The 14125-nt window shown below is 65.4% G+C and carries 13 protein-coding genes; 9 read left to right on the top strand and 4 right to left on the bottom strand.

Annotation, left to right across the window (positions count from 1 at the left end):
• Positions 1 to 35: 35 nt before the first annotated feature.
• Genes glgX through ACIBI6_RS35060 form a run of 3 tightly spaced genes read right to left on the bottom strand, consistent with a single transcriptional unit; the run spans position 36 to position 3296 of the window.
• Complete coding sequence (gene glgX / locus ACIBI6_RS35070) at positions 36 to 2156, bottom strand: glycogen debranching protein GlgX (RefSeq protein WP_396959219.1); 2121 nt, start codon at positions 2154 to 2156, stop codon at positions 36 to 38.
• A 59-nt stretch (positions 2157 to 2215) separates the two neighbouring features.
• Complete coding sequence (locus tag ACIBI6_RS35065) at positions 2216 to 2356, bottom strand: hypothetical protein (RefSeq protein WP_364353116.1); 141 nt, start codon at positions 2354 to 2356, stop codon at positions 2216 to 2218.
• Positions 2357 to 2369: 13 nt separating this feature from the next.
• Complete coding sequence (locus ACIBI6_RS35060) at positions 2370 to 3296, bottom strand: GNAT family N-acetyltransferase (RefSeq protein WP_396959216.1); 927 nt, start codon at positions 3294 to 3296, stop codon at positions 2370 to 2372.
• A 151-nt stretch (positions 3297 to 3447) separates the two neighbouring features.
• On the opposite strand from ACIBI6_RS35060, the gene ACIBI6_RS35055 reads away from it, so the two are divergent.
• Positions 3448 to 4716, top strand: a complete 1269-nt coding sequence (locus ACIBI6_RS35055) for an adenosylmethionine--8-amino-7-oxononanoate transaminase (RefSeq protein ID WP_396959214.1) — start codon at positions 3448 to 3450, stop codon at positions 4714 to 4716.
• Between the two features lie 4 nt (positions 4717 to 4720).
• Here the strand turns inward: ACIBI6_RS35055 and ACIBI6_RS35050 are convergent, their stop codons facing one another.
• Positions 4721 to 5041, bottom strand: a complete 321-nt coding sequence (locus ACIBI6_RS35050) for a hypothetical protein (RefSeq protein ID WP_364353107.1) — start codon at positions 5039 to 5041, stop codon at positions 4721 to 4723.
• 133 nt (positions 5042 to 5174) lie between these two features.
• Between ACIBI6_RS35050 and ACIBI6_RS35045 the strand changes: the two genes are divergently transcribed.
• From ACIBI6_RS35045 to ACIBI6_RS35010, 8 genes are all read left to right on the top strand, one after another.
• Entirely contained in the window at positions 5175 to 6323 is a 1149-nt protein-coding gene (locus ACIBI6_RS35045) for an 8-amino-7-oxononanoate synthase (RefSeq protein ID WP_396959212.1), read from the top strand.
• Positions 6320 to 7012, top strand: a complete 693-nt coding sequence (bioD, locus tag ACIBI6_RS35040) for a dethiobiotin synthase (protein WP_364353101.1) — start codon at positions 6320 to 6322, stop codon at positions 7010 to 7012. Before ACIBI6_RS35045 ends, bioD begins: the two co-directional genes overlap by 4 nt.
• 284 nt (positions 7013 to 7296) lie before the next feature.
• Positions 7297 to 8463 carry an alpha/beta hydrolase gene (locus tag ACIBI6_RS35035; RefSeq protein ID WP_364353098.1) on the top strand — a complete coding sequence of 389 codons (1167 nt, stop codon included), beginning with the start codon at positions 7297 to 7299 and terminating at the stop codon, positions 8461 to 8463.
• 92 nt (positions 8464 to 8555) lie between these two features.
• Positions 8556 to 9644 (top strand): ABC transporter substrate-binding protein, encoded by a 1089-nt coding sequence (locus ACIBI6_RS35030; protein WP_364353095.1) that lies wholly within the window; start codon positions 8556 to 8558, stop codon positions 9642 to 9644.
• A 2-nt stretch (positions 9645 to 9646) separates the two neighbouring features.
• Complete coding sequence (locus ACIBI6_RS35025) at positions 9647 to 10513, top strand: ABC transporter permease (protein ID WP_364353092.1); 867 nt, start codon at positions 9647 to 9649, stop codon at positions 10511 to 10513.
• On the top strand, positions 10489 to 11238 hold the full coding sequence (locus ACIBI6_RS35020; protein WP_364353089.1) for an ABC transporter ATP-binding protein: 750 nt from the start codon (positions 10489 to 10491) through the stop codon (positions 11236 to 11238). Before ACIBI6_RS35025 ends, ACIBI6_RS35020 begins: the two co-directional genes overlap by 25 nt.
• Positions 11235 to 12578, top strand: coding sequence for an LLM class flavin-dependent oxidoreductase (locus ACIBI6_RS35015; RefSeq protein WP_364353086.1), 1344 nt, complete (start codon positions 11235 to 11237; stop codon positions 12576 to 12578). Before ACIBI6_RS35020 ends, ACIBI6_RS35015 begins: the two co-directional genes overlap by 4 nt.
• 100 nt (positions 12579 to 12678) lie before the next feature.
• Positions 12679 to 13908, top strand: a complete 1230-nt coding sequence (locus ACIBI6_RS35010; protein ID WP_396959208.1) for an MFS transporter — start codon at positions 12679 to 12681, stop codon at positions 13906 to 13908.
• Positions 13909 to 14125: the final 217 nt, after the last annotated feature.

Raw genomic sequence — 14125 nt, 5'->3', positions numbered from 1 at the left:
TCGATCTTTGGCGTCTCGATCATTGGCGGTTTCGGTTATACGGGGCAGTGGAGGACGAGCAGACAGCGGGCGGGGATGGCGATGGTGCTCGCCGCCGGGTAGGTGGCATCGGCGCGACCGTCGGGTACCGAACAATCCAGTGCGACAGCCCATTGCGCGCCGTAGTCGGAGTTCGGCAGCGCGAAGTCCAGGCCGCTGTCGTGGGCGTTGAAGCACAGCAGGAACGAATCGTCGGTAATGCGTTCGCCGCGTGGACCGGGTTCGTTGATGCCGAGGCCGTTGAGATATACCGTCAGCGACTTGCCGAAACCGCTGTCCCAGTCCGCGGGGGTCATTTCCTCACCTGCCGGGGTGAGCCACGCGATATCGCGGGCATGATCTTTCGACCGGATCGGCCGGCCCGCAAGGAAGCGGCGGCGTCGGAATATCGGGTGCTCGGTGCGCAGTGCGATCACCCGCTTGGTGAATTCGAACAGGTCCGAATTCGTCTGCATCAGCGACCAATCCATCCAGGCAAGCGGTGAATCCTGGCAGTAGACATTGTTATTGCCCTGTTGGGTGCGGCCCATTTCGTCGCCGTGCGCGAGCATCGGTGTGCCCTGACTCAGCACCAGCGTGGCCAGCAGATTTCGACTCTGTTTGGCGCGCAACGCGAGTATCTCCGGATCGTCGGTGGGGCCCTCCACCCCGCAGTTCCAGGAGCGGTTGTAGCTCTCGCCGTCGCGATTGCCCTCGCCATTGGCTTGGTTGTGTTTCTCGTTGTAGGACACCAGATCCCGCAGTGTGAAGCCGTCGTGGGCGGTGATGAAGTTGATACTCGCGCTCGGCCTGCGCCCGGTGGCCTCGTACAGATCCGAGGATCCGGTGAGCCGGGAGGCGAATTCGCCGAGGGTGGCGGGTTCACCGCGCCAGTAGTCGCGAACTGTGTCGCGGTACTTGCCATTCCATTCGGTCCACTGGCCCGGGAAGTTGCCGACCTGGTAGCCGCCCTCGCCGACATCCCACGGCTCTGCGATGAGCTTCACCTGGCTGACCACCGGATCCTGTTGCACCAGATCGAAGAAGGTGGAGAGCCGGTCGACATCGTGCAGTTCCCGGGCCAGCGTGGCGGCAAGGTCGAAGCGGAAGCCGTCGACGTGCATATCCAGGATCCAGTACCGCAGCGAGTCCATGATCAGCTGCAGCGTATGCGGATGGCGAACGTTCAGGCTGTTACCGGTGCCGGTGTAGTCCATGTAGTGCGATGGGTCCTCGTCGACCAGGCGATAGTAGGCGGCATTGTCGATACCGCGGAAGGCCAGGGTCGGCCCGAGGTGATTGCCCTCGCCGGTGTGGTTGTAGACGACATCGAGGATCACCTCGATGCCCTCGGCATGCAATGCCCGCACCATGGCCTTGAATTCGGTGACCGCGGCGCCGCCGCGCGGGCTGGCCGCGTATTCGTTGTGCGGGGCGAGATAGCCGAAGCTGTTGTAGCCCCAGTAGTTTCGCAGGCCCTGATCCAAAAGGACACGGTCGTGCAGGAATTGGTGCACCGGCATCAGCTCGATCGCGGTGATGCCGAGTTCTTTCAGGTGTTCCACGATTGCCGGATGCGCGATCCCGGCGTAGGTGCCGCGCAATTCCTCCGGAATATCCGGGTGGGTCATCGTCATGCCCTTGACGTGCGCCTCGTAGATGACCGTTTCGTGGTAGGGCCGATTCGGTGGACGGTCGGCGCCCCAATCGAAGAACGGGTTGATCACCACGCCGGTCATGGTGTGCCCCAGCGAATCCTGGCCGTAGGTGTAGAGCGAGGAGTCGTTGTCGAATTCGCCGTCGAAGGCCTTGCCGTAGGGATCGAGCAGCAATTTGCTTGGATCGCAGCGCAATCCGTGCTCGGGATCGTAGGGTCCGTGCACCCGGAACCCATAGCGCTGGCCCGGTCCGATGGTCGGGAGATAGGCGTGCCAGACGTAGGTGTCGACCTCTTCCAGTGGCACTCTGGTTTCGGTGCCGTCCCTGGCGATAAGGCACAACTCGACCGCGTCGGCAACTTCGGAGAACACCGAGAAATTAGTGCCTGCGCCGTCGTAGGTCGCGCCCAGTGGGTAGGCGGTTCCGGGCCAGACACCGAGGGGTGTCACCTCACCGGGCGCTGCGTCGGGCTGAGCCATGTCAACGACACTAGCGCCAGCCGGATGGCGCTGCGTGCGGGTGGTTGCGGCCGGACGAGTCAGTCCTGGTCGGGGCCGGTTTCGGGCCAGAGTCGCCGGTAGCCTATCCGGGTGGCCAGCCGGGCGAGTGCGCCGAATACCGCATGCCGCAGCCAGACCAGGACGCCCGCGATATAGCCGTCCTGGTAATCCCACAGCAATATCGACTGAGTTTCACTGCTCCAGTGTCAGCCGCCAGGTCTGGGCGACCAGATCGTGGCCGAAGCTGTGATGCGAATTCGATTCCACGAGTTCGAAACCCGCGCGTTGATAGATACGCCGCGCCGAGGTGAGGATGTCGTTGGTCCACAGCACCATCTCGCGGTAGCCCACCTCGGTCGCGAATCGCACGCAGCGCTCGACCAGTGCGGCGCCGACGCCGAGGCCGCGCGCGGTCGGCTCGACGAGCAGTAGCCGCAGGCGGGCGGTCAGCTCGTCCTCCGCGACACAGAAGACGCAGCCCACCGGTTCGCCGTCGTATTCGGCGATCCAGGCGTGTTCGCGACGCTCGTCGTGGTCGTCCAGATAGTCCGCGACAATGCGGGCCACGAGTGCCTCGTAGCTGATGTCCCACCCGTATTCGGCGGCGTAGAGCGCGGCATTGCGCTGGATGACCCAGCCGTAGTCGCCGGATTTCGGGGCGCGGAGCACCAGTGTGCCGGGGGCTGGTCCGTCGAGAATTCGCTGGATGGTGCGCATGGAGGTGATCAGTGCCGCGCGCTCGGCTGGTTTGTGCGCATTGAGCAGGTAGCCGACTTCGGCGCTCGAGCGCTGGTTGAGTACGGCGAAGATCTCCTTGCCGCGTTCGGTCAGCCGGACCTCTTGGCGGCGACCGTCGCTTTCGGAGCGATTGCGCTGGACCAGTCCGTCCTTTTCGAAGCGGGCCAGGATGCGGCTCAGATAGCCAGGGTCCAGGTCGAGCGTGCGTCGCAGCGTGACGACCTCGGTCGCGCCGGAATTGGCCAATTCGAACATGATTCGCGCTTCGGTTAGTGAATATTCGCTGTCCAGCAGGCCCTCGCGCAGTACCCCGATGACCCGGGTGTAGCGGCGGTTGAATTCGCGCACGGCGTCGATATCGGCGGCGGCAATGGTGGTCACGGCGGCTCCCAATCTTTGACTGAGTCAAAGAATACGTCGGAGCGCTCGCGTGGGTGCGGAATTCGACTCGATATCGTGCGCGCGCAGCTCGAGTGGTAACTTGAACACCGTTCAAGCCCTCTTGGGCTGTCATGCGACCGCGAGGAATCCTGTGGCATTGACCCCTGACGAGATCACCGCCATCGACGCCGAACATGTCTGGCATCCCTACGGTGGCTTTCCCGCGACGACCGAACCGCTGGTGGTTTCCGGTGCTTCCGGAACCCGGCTCACCCTCGCCGACGGTCGGGAATTGGTCGACGGGATGAGTTCGTGGTGGGCCGCTATCCACGGTTACCGGCATCCGGTCCTGGATGCCGCGCTGGTGGCGCAGTCGCAGCGGATGAGTCATGTGATGTTCGGCGGGCTCACCCATGAACCGGCGGCCCGACTGGCCGCGTTACTCGTCGAGCTGACGCCCGCCGGTCTGGACAAGGTATTCCTGTGCGATTCCGGTTCGGTATCGGTCGAGGTCGCGGTCAAGATGTGCCTGCAGTACTGGCGTGCGGCGGGTCAGCCGGACAAGCGACGGCTGCTCACCTGGCGCGGTGGGTATCACGGCGATACCTTCACGCCGATGAGCGTGTGCGATCCGCAGGGCGGCATGCACGCACTGTGGACCGATGTGCTCGCCGAGCAGATCTTCGCCCCGACGCCACCGCTCGAGTATTCGGTCGAGTACGTGGCCGAATTCGAGCAGCTGTTGGCCGCGCATGCCGACGAACTCGCGGCCGTCATCGTTGAGCCGGTCGTGCAGGGCGCGGGCGGGATGCGCTGGCACGATCCGCGGTATCTGACCGATCTGCGACGCCTGAGCGATGAGTACGGGGTGCTGTTGGTCTTCGATGAGATCGCCACCGGATTCGGGCGCACCGGAGCGCTTTTCGCGGCCGATCACGTCGGAGTGAGTCCGGATGTGATGTGCGTCGGCAAGTCGCTCACCGGCGGATATCTGACCTTGGCTGCCGCGTTGTGCACCTCCCGCATCGCCGAGACCATCAGCGCCGAGCACGGCGGGCTCATGCACGGTCCGACCTTCATGGGTAACCCGCTGGCCTGTGCGGTCGCGGTTGCCTCGATCGAGCTACTGCTGCAACGGGATTGGCGTGCCGAAGTGGCCCGGATCCAATCGGAATTGGAAACCGGTCTGGCCCCGGCGCGTTCGCTGCCCGGGGTGGCGGATGTGCGGGTGCTCGGGGCGATCGGGGTTGTGCAACTCGATCATCCGGTGGATATGCGCAAGGCCACCCATGCCGCCGTCGAAGCGGGCGTCTGGCTGCGCCCGTTCCGTGATCTCATCTACACCATGCCGCCGTTCATCAGCACGACCGAGGACATCGAACGCATCACCGCCGGTATGGTCGCCGCCGCCCAAGCCTGACGCGTCAGGCGCGTTTGCGGGTCCCGTGTTCGACTCCCGCGCTCTCGGGACGGTCGGTGTCGGAGACGATCTCCCATACTCGGAAGACGCAGTGGTAGTCATCGGCCCAACCGCGGGCGATCAGCAGATAGTTATCGCCGTCGCGCAGCAGGATCCGGCGGCCGGGAAGTCGCGGATGCTGCGGAGTGAATGTGGGCACGAGCGAGTGCAATTTGGTCAGGGCATGTTCGCGAGTGCCGACCACCTCCGCGAGTACCCGCGGCGACCAACGCTTGTGATCGCCGGAACCTGTTGTCTCTTCGACGACTATCGCCCACCGTGGCATTCGGCCCTACTCCCTTTGGCGGAAGTGCCGCGCCACCGATGGTCGGTGGCGACCTTCAACAAGTGGCTCCCACGGTACCAGTACCCGACCCTGGGCAGGCGCCCTGAACGGTGTTCAAGTATGCTTCGGAGCTGTGACTACCGATCCGTTGGGCTGGCTTGATGAACGCGCCGCCGAGCGCGTGCGCGTCGGGTTGCGCCGTGAGCTGCGACCGCGTGCGGCACAGTCGCCGTCGATCGACCTAGCCTCCAATGACTATCTCGGCCTGGTGCGTCACCCGGAGGTGATCGAGGGCGCGATCGATGCCGTGCGCCGCTGGGGCACCGGGTCGACCGGATCCCGGCTCGTCACCGGCACCACTGCCGAACACGAGCAGCTCGAGACCGAACTCGCCGAATTCGTCGGCGCCGAGACCGGTTTGGTCTTCGCCTCCGGCTACGCCGCCAATCTCGGGGTGGTGACCGCGCTAGCCGGGCGGGGCGCGCTGGTCGTCTCCGATGCGGGCAGTCACGCTTCGCTGGTGGATGCCTGCCGACTCTCGCGCTCGCGGGTGGAGATCGCCGCGCATTGCGATGTCGAGGCGGTCGAGCGGTTGCTGGCCGAGCGGAGCGAGGAAAGGGCACTGGTACTTACCGATTCGGTATTCAGCGCCGATGGTGATCTGGCTCCGCTGGCCGAGTTGCATCGGGTTACCCGGGCGAATGGCGCGGTGTTGATCGTGGATGAGGCACATGGGCTCGGTGTGCGCGGCACGGGTGGGCGCGGGCTGGTGCACGAGGTCGGCCTGGCCGGGGAACCGGATCTCGTGGTCACCGCGACCCTGTCGAAAGCCTTTGCCGCACAGGGTGGTGTGGCGTTGGCCGGCGAGCGGGTGCGTGCGCACCTGATCGATGCCGCGCGCACATTCATTTTCGATACCGGGCTCGCACCGGCCGCGGTCGGCGCGGCGCGGGCGGCGCTGCGGCTATTGCGTCGGGAACCCGAGCTGGCGGGTCGGGTGTTGCAGCGGGCCGCCGATATCGCACGTATTGCCGGTGTGGCGCAACCGGATTCGGCAGTTGTCTCGGTGGTGCTCGGTGAGGCACAGGTCGCATATGACGCTGCGCAGGCATGCCGTGCACGTGGACTCGACGTCGGATGCTTCCGTCCGCCGACGGTGCCCGAGGGGACATCGCGGTTGCGACTCACCGCCCGGGCGAATCTGACCTCCGACGAACTCGACACCATCGCAACGGTTCTCGGCGAGGTGCTGACGCAGGCGCGTGGATTGGTGACCGCATGAGTGTGCTGTTCGTGACCGGTACGTCGACCGAGGTCGGCAAGACCGTGGTGACCGCCGCGGTGGCCGCGGCCGCACTGGCGGCGGGGCGATCGGTGGCAGTGTGCAAACCGGCCCAAACCGGTGTAGCACCGGGCGAATCCGGCGATCTCGCCGAAGTCGAACGCCTCACCGGTGTGCGGAGAACGGTCGAGATCGCCCGCTATCCTGATCCGCTGGCGCCGGATACCGCCGCACGTCGGTGCGGGCAGCCGCTGTTGACGCTTAGTGAAACCGCCGCCGCCATCGACTCACTCGCTGATGCGGATCTGACCTTGGTGGAAGGGGCAGGCGGATTGCTGGTCCGCCTGGGCGAGTTCACGCTGCTCGAGTTGGCGCAGAAGCTCGATGCCCCGGTGCTCGTTGTTGCCGCAGCGGGACTGGGGACCCTCAACCACAGCGAATTGACCACGCGCGCACTGTCATCTGCCGGTGTCCGCTGTGCGGGTTTGGTGATCGGTTCCTGGCCCGGTTCGCCGGGGCTTGCCGAGGAGTGCAATCGCAGTGATCTTCCTCGGGTTACCGGGGTCGAGTTGGTCGGTGCGGTGCCCGCAGGTGCCGGTGGATGGGATCGCGAACGATTCTCTGCCGCGGCGCCTGGTTGGTTCACTCCCGGTTGGTTCACTCCCGGTTGGTCTGCGCTCGGCCGGTAGGTCTGCGCGGCGATTGCGAGGACCGGACCCGAATCGGACTCGGCAAGCTCGCCACCCTCGCCGAAACCGGCGAACTGCCCTGACCGCAACCGGCGTCACCGGCACAGCTCAATACTGGACGCAGCCACCAGATTCCAGTGCTCGAGCTGTTTGCGGATCTGCGACGCCGCGTGAGCTCGACCTGCTGATCTGAGGTTTGTCGGCGAAGATGATCGCCTCCGCCTCGGTGATGGCCGGGGGTACTCGCCTGGCAGCACTCGCGAACCGTACCTACAGTGGGTTAGATGTCGCCGTTGGACGATCGGCACCCGTCCACCGTCTCGGACTGGGATAACGCGCGACGGAGGGCCCGGCTTCGGGAGACTCGTCTCGGGCACGGGTGGCAGACGTTGCGCCGTACCAGGTCGGCGGTGCTGCGGGTCGCCTTGATATTGCTCGCTGGGCTCATCGTGTTCGCCCAGTACTGGGTGCACGACGTCACCCCGGAACGCGATCGGCTCGCGCGCACCGAACCCGCTGTGCTGCCGATTGCCACCCCCGCGCATGATCGCGACTGGGACACCGTCGTCGTCGATATGGTGGGTCTCGGCGGTCTCAATGCCAGCAATACCGCGGCCGCACTGCCCGCTCTCAGTGATATGGGCGTGGTCTGGGCCATCAAATACGACAATCAAGGTATCGACACCAAGGTGATCGCGGATCTGATCATCCGCGCCGCCCAGATGTCGGGGCTGAAGAACATCGTGCTGGTGGGACACAGTATGGGCGGGGTCATCGCGCTCGAGGTCGCACGGCATATCCACCTCGACAGCGATCTGCGCCTGGTAGGGGTGATTCTGGACTGCACACCGGTGGATTTGAATGCGGTGCGTCCGGAGAGTCGTGGTGCGGGCGAGGATATGGTGCGCTGGATGGGCTGGCTGCCAGGGGCGCGGGAGAGCCGCACACTGCGGCTGGCGGTCGAAACCTATGCGCGTCGTGACCGATTCGTCGATCGCGGGACCAATGGGTTGCCCGGGATTCGGCTGGAGCCAATGCGTGATGTTGTCCGAGAAGTGTTGCGCGAGAAGGTCTTTTCCAAAGACGCGGCCAGCAACGGGCTGATCGAAACACAGTTCCTGGCCATCGTGGCGGGCGGTGCGATCAACGATCTGCGCGCGCTATCGCGGCCCGCCGAGGACAAACCGCGCCCGGCCATCGTCTTCATCCGTCCGCGTAATCCGAATAACGACCGGGTGGTTGATGTCGATTACTCCCATCAGGTGCTCATCGAGCGGGCCGGTGGCGTCGACGGCTCGCTGCTGGTCGTCATGCCGCGAAATACCGGGCACGCCAATCCGATGCAGCGCCCCGAGGAGTACAACAAGATCATCGACCAACAGATCCTGCCGTACATTCAGCGGTATCAGGAGCAGGTGCGCGCGACGGTCTCCGCGGCGGCGCCGCGCTGAGGGGGTGACCGCCGGCGGGGTGGGTGAAAGCAGTTGGAATCACGCCAAGGCAAACCGTATGCGTGCCGGTTTGGTCTTGATTCAATCACCCTATGTTCCGACCACGTACGTTCCTGACCGGCCTGCGCGGCCGCACAATCGCCGCGTTGCTCGCTGCGGCGACCGTTGCGAGCTTGGGTGTGACCGGCTGCGCGAGCGACGATAAGCCGGTCGGTAAGACCGATGCCCCGCTGCCCACCGAAATCCCCGCAGGCACCAAACTCGTGCTCGCCGACCAGTCCGAGCGGTTCAAGTCGGTCCTCCAGTTCTCCGGCGAACTGGACAAACTGCCGTTCAAGGTCGAATTCGCCAATTTCATCGGCGGACCGGCCATTCTGGAGGCATTCCGGGCCGGCGCCGCCGATGTCGCGACCGTCGGCGATGTTCCGCCGATCCATGCGCAGGTCGCCGGGCAGGACGTGCCGATAATCGCGGCCTACCAGTCCAATCCCAGCGCATTGAAACTCGCGGTGGCGCCGGGTAAAACGGCCACCACGCTGGCCGATCTCAAGGGTAAGAAGATCGCCTACGCGGAGGGGACCGCCCAACAGGCCGCGGTGCTGCGCGCGATCGCCAAGGCGGGGCTGAAATCCACTGATGTGCAACTGGTTCGGCTGCAACTCGCGGAATTCCTGGACGCGGTGCGCACCGGTCAGGTCGATATCGCGCCGCTGGTCGAACCGAATGTCACTCGGCTGCTGCGCACACCGGGTGCGTCACTGATCCCGGATTCGGAGACCGCTGGCATCTACGGTGGTGTCGGCTATCTTTACGCGCGCCGCGCCGCGGTGACCGATCCGGCCAAGGCGGCCGCGACTCGGGCGGTGGTCGCCGCCTATGTTCGCGCCTACCAGTGGGTCAATACCCACCAGGAGGAGTGGGCGCGTAAGTACTACGTCGAGAACCAGAAGGTCAGCGCGGATGACGCCAAGCGCATCGTCGACTCGCTCGGTACCTACACCTTCCCGCATCTGGATCAGCAGCTCATCGATCGTCAGCAGGGCACCATCGATGCGATCGACAAGGCGGGCGAACTGCCCAAGAAGGTGCGCGCTGCCGACGATTTCGATCTGCGCTTCGACGCTGTCGTCACCCAGGCAGTCACCGAGAGCGGTGCCTTATTCGAACCGAAGGCGAAATAGCAATGGCTACCTTGGATGCCGGAGTACTCGGCCGGATCGGACGAAGTTCACGCACCGCAGCGGAGCCGGTATTGGCCCGCCGCAAACTGACACGGCCTCGGCTCGGGCCGGGCCGCCCGATTCCGTTCGGCATTGCCATCGGGCCCGTACTGCTGATCGCGGCATGGGTGATCGGATCCGCCACGGGCGCACTGGATGAGCAGACACTGCCGGCGCCGTGGACGGTCGCCGAGACGGCTCGCGATCTGCTGGCCGACGGCAGACTGCAGTCGAATCTGCTGACCTCGCTGAAGCGCGCGGCCTGGGGTCTCGGGTTCGGCGTGGTGATCGGTGTGCTGCTCGCCTTGATCGCCGGGTTGAGCCGGGTCGGTGAAGCCCTGTTGGACGGGCCGGTTCAGATCAAACGCTCGATTCCCACGCTGGCGCTGATTCCGCTGTTCATCGTGTGGTTCGGCATCGGCGAGGAGATGAAGCTGATCGTCATCACGACCAGTGTCGCGATTCCGATCTACATCAATACTCACGCGCAACTGCGCGGCGTCGACAGCCGGTATGTGGAATTGGCCGCGACGGTGGGTCTTTCGCGGTGGAGTTTCATTCGCCGGATCGCGCTGCCCGGTTCGCTGCCCGGATTCTTCACGGGCTTGCGGCTGGCGGTCACCATCTCCTGGCTGGCGCTCGTCGTGGTCGAACAGGTGAATGCCACCAGCGGCATCGGCTATCTGATGACGCAGGCGCGCACCTACGGCCAGATCGACGTCATCGTCGTCGGCCTGGTGATATACGGACTGCTCGGACTGTTCGGCGATCTCGCCGTGCGCGCGACGGAACGGAGGGTGCTGTCATGGCGACAGACGATCGCGGACTGAATGTGGTCCGAACCCGCGCGCTGCGCAGGGGTTTCGGCGATCGTGTGGTGTTGCACGGCATCGATCTCGATATCGCACGCGGCGAATTCGTCGCCCTGCTCGGGCGCAGTGGTTCGGGTAAGAGCACCTTGTTGCGCGCGTTGGCCGAGCTGGATCGTGATGTGCTGGGCTCGGGTGAGTTGCGGGTGCCGACGGAACGTGCGGTGGTCTTCCAGGATTCGCGCCTGCTGCCGTGGAATCGGGTGCTGGACAATGTGACTCTCGGTTTGAAGGGTGCCGATGCCGCCGAGCGCGGCCGCACTGCTTTGGCCGAAGTTGGACTTGCCGGGCGGGAAAAGGCCTGGCCCAAGGAGCTTTCCGGCGGTGAGCAGCAGCGCGTCGCCCTGGCGCGGTCGCTGGTCCGGGAGCCGGAGTTGCTGCTGGCCGATGAGCCCTTCGGTGCGCTGGACGCGCTCACCCGCATCAAAATGCATGTGCTGCTGCAGGATCTGTGCGCCCGGCACAAGCCTGCCGTTTTGCTGGTGACCCATGATGTCGATGAGGCGGTGCTGCTCGCCGACCGCGTGCTCGTCCTCGACGAGGGACGCATCGCCGTCGATCAGCGCATCGATCTGGAACGTCCACGCCGCCATATCGATCCGGACTTCAACCGCCTGCGCGAGCTGCTGCTTTCCAGCCTCGGCGTCGATGTCGCAGCCCTGCACGATGAGAAGAAGGCCTCATGACACGGCAACTCAGCCTCAACGCGTTCATCTACCCCTCCGGACATCATGAGGCGGCCTGGCGGCATCCGCAGAGCCGACCCGACCGGATCTACGATGTCGCCTACTACCAGGAGATCGGCCGCACGGCCGAAGCCGCGAAACTCGACGCGGTGTTCTTCGCCGACGGACCCGCACTGCGCACCAATGTCGAACACAATGCGGCCGCCGGTCTGGAACCGATCACGTTGCTCACCGCGATCGCGACGGCCACAACCCATCTCGGTCTGATCGCCACCGCATCGACGACCTACTACGAGCCATACAACCTGGCCAGGCTGTTCTCCACGCTGGACCACATCTCCGGCGGCCGGGCGGGTTGGAATATCGTCACCACCGGAACCGACCTCGCCGCAGCGAATTTCGGGCTCGAGAAACATCCCGATCATGCGACGCGGTATGCGCGGGCACGGGAATTCGTCGATGCGGTCGTCGCGCTGTGGGACAGCTGGGAGGACGACGCCATCCTGCTGGACCAGGAAGCGGGCATCTACGCTGATCCGGCCAAGATCCATCCGATCGACTTCGTCGGTGAATATCTCAGTGTGCGTGGGCCGTTCAACGCTCCGCGCACGCCGCAGGGGCATCCGGTGCTCGTGCAGGCCGGTGCATCGAATGACGGACGGGCGTTCGCGGGCCGGTACGCCGAGGCGATCTTCACCGCGCACCAGCGGCTCGAGGATGCGCAGGCGTTCTACTCTGATATCAAGGCCAAGGCCGCCGAATTCGGACGTGACGCCGAGCAGATCAAAATCCTGCCCGGTATCAGCCCGTTCATCGGCGATACCGAGGCGGCGGCCAAACAGTTGGAGCGGGAGTTCAACGAGCTCACAGTGCCCGAATACGGGCTGAAGCAGTTGGAGGGCATCGCGGGTGAGAGCCTGCGCCACCTGCCGCTGGATGAACCGGTGCCGCTCGAATTGTTCAGCGACGCGGGCGATGTCACCGATAATGAGCGCAGCCGTCGGCAAGTGGTCGCCGGGATCGTGCAGCGGGAGCGGCCCACCGTGCGCGGACTGCTGCATCGTCTCGCCGGTGCCCGCGGACATCGGGTCTTCGCCGGTACACCGGAGCAGGTCGCCGACACCATCGAGGAATGGTTCCGCAACGGCGCCGCCGACGGTTTCAATGTGATGCCGCCCTATTACCCGGGTGGCCTGGAGGTCTTCGCCGAGCAGGTCGTCCCGATCCTGCAGCGGCGCGGGCTGTTCCGCACCGAATACACCGGAACCACATTGCGCGACCACTTCGGTCTGCCGCGACCGGAGAGCCGGTACGCCCGGCGACCGGCGCTCGCGCAGTGAGCGGCTGTACCAGGCCGTATCCGGTCGGACAGCGTCCTGTTCTTGTTCATGCCGAAGTTCAGCCACCGCTGCGGTGTCGACTCCGCATGGCGCGGGCGCTGTGAGCGAACGGGTCAGCGCCACAACGGAATCCGCTCGCCTGCGCACGCTGGTGTGGACGGTGTTCGTGCCGGTGGTGCTCTACGGCATCGGATCCGGTGCGGCCGCACCGATGTACGCGCTGCGCGCGTTGGACCTCGGTGCTTCGGCCGGTGTTGCCGGAATCGTTGTCGCGCTGAGTGGGTTGGGGATGGTGCTGGCGGATCTGCCCGCGGGGCGGATCGTCGCACGCATCGGCGAGCGCTGGGCGATCGCAGTCGGTTCGGGCCTCGGCCTGGTCGGGGTGCTGTGCGCGATCTTCGCACCGCATACCGGGGTGCTGGCGGTTGGTGTGCTGCTCAATGGAACCGCCAGTGCGGTATGGGGTCTGGCGCGACAGTCCTACATCGTGTCGGTAGTGACACCGCAGGAGCGGGGTCGGGCGTTCTCGGCGTTGGCTGGTGCCTCGCGCCTCGGGTCGTTCTGCGGGCCGTTCATCGGTGCCGGGATGGTCTATGGGATGGGGCCGAACGGTGCGCTGTGGTTGCAGTTCGGCACAACCGTGGTAGCGGGCGCGGCGATGCTCGCCATCCGCTCGGCTGACGGTGACGATATGGACGGCGCCGATCACACCTTGCGGTCGGTGGTCGTCGAAAACCGCAGGGTACTGGGCACACTCGGGCTGGCGGCGCTGCTGATGGGTGGTGCTCGGGCGACCCGCATCGCGCTGCTTCCGCTGTGGGCCGCGCATATCGGCGCGAGTGCCGTCGCCACGAGCCTGATATTCGGCATTGCCGGGGCAATGGATGTGCTGCTGTCCTATCCGGGCGGCGCCCTGCTCGATCGGTACGGCAGTCGCGCCACCGGTGTGCCGTCGATGTTGCTGTTCGCGGTGGGCTTCGCGGCGCTTCCGTTCACCTCGACGGCGCTCGAACTCACCGGTGCCGCAGTACTGCTCGGGCTCGCGAATGGCGTCAGCAACGGCATCATCATGACGGTCGGCGCGAGCGTCGCACCGCCGGGGCGACGTGCGGAATTCCTCGGTGCCTGGCGTCTGACCCATGACGTCGGCATGTTCGCCGGCCCCGTTGCCGTCGGCTTGATCAGTGCGGCAACAGTTCTCGGTGCCTCGGCGCTCGCTATCGCTGCGGCGGTATTCGCAGGCGCGCTCGCCATGCACCGCTGGTTCCCCGGTGCCTATCCCACCCTGTTCGCAGACGCACGCCGTCCCGAAACCCGGGCAACCGACTGAGCGCTCGGACCACTCATGGCGCACACTTGGTGCGCACCGCGCGCAGGTTGCTCCTTGTGGAGGTGTGCGCGGTCATATCTGAATGCTCGTTGGTGGGCAGGTCGAGGGCGCTGGTCGCGTTTGGTGGGCTCGGCCATCTCTGGCGCACACCTGGTGCGTGCCGCGCATAGGATGCACCTTCTGCGAGGTGTTCGCGGTGTATGCGAGGACCCTGCAC

It is taken from the genome of Nocardia sp. NPDC050412 (genome assembly GCF_044458825.1).
In the GTDB taxonomy this organism is placed as follows: domain Bacteria; phylum Actinomycetota; class Actinomycetes; order Mycobacteriales; family Mycobacteriaceae; genus Nocardia.
Note: the sequence above shows the minus strand (reverse complement) of the source record. Positions and strands in the feature narration are given on the sequence as shown.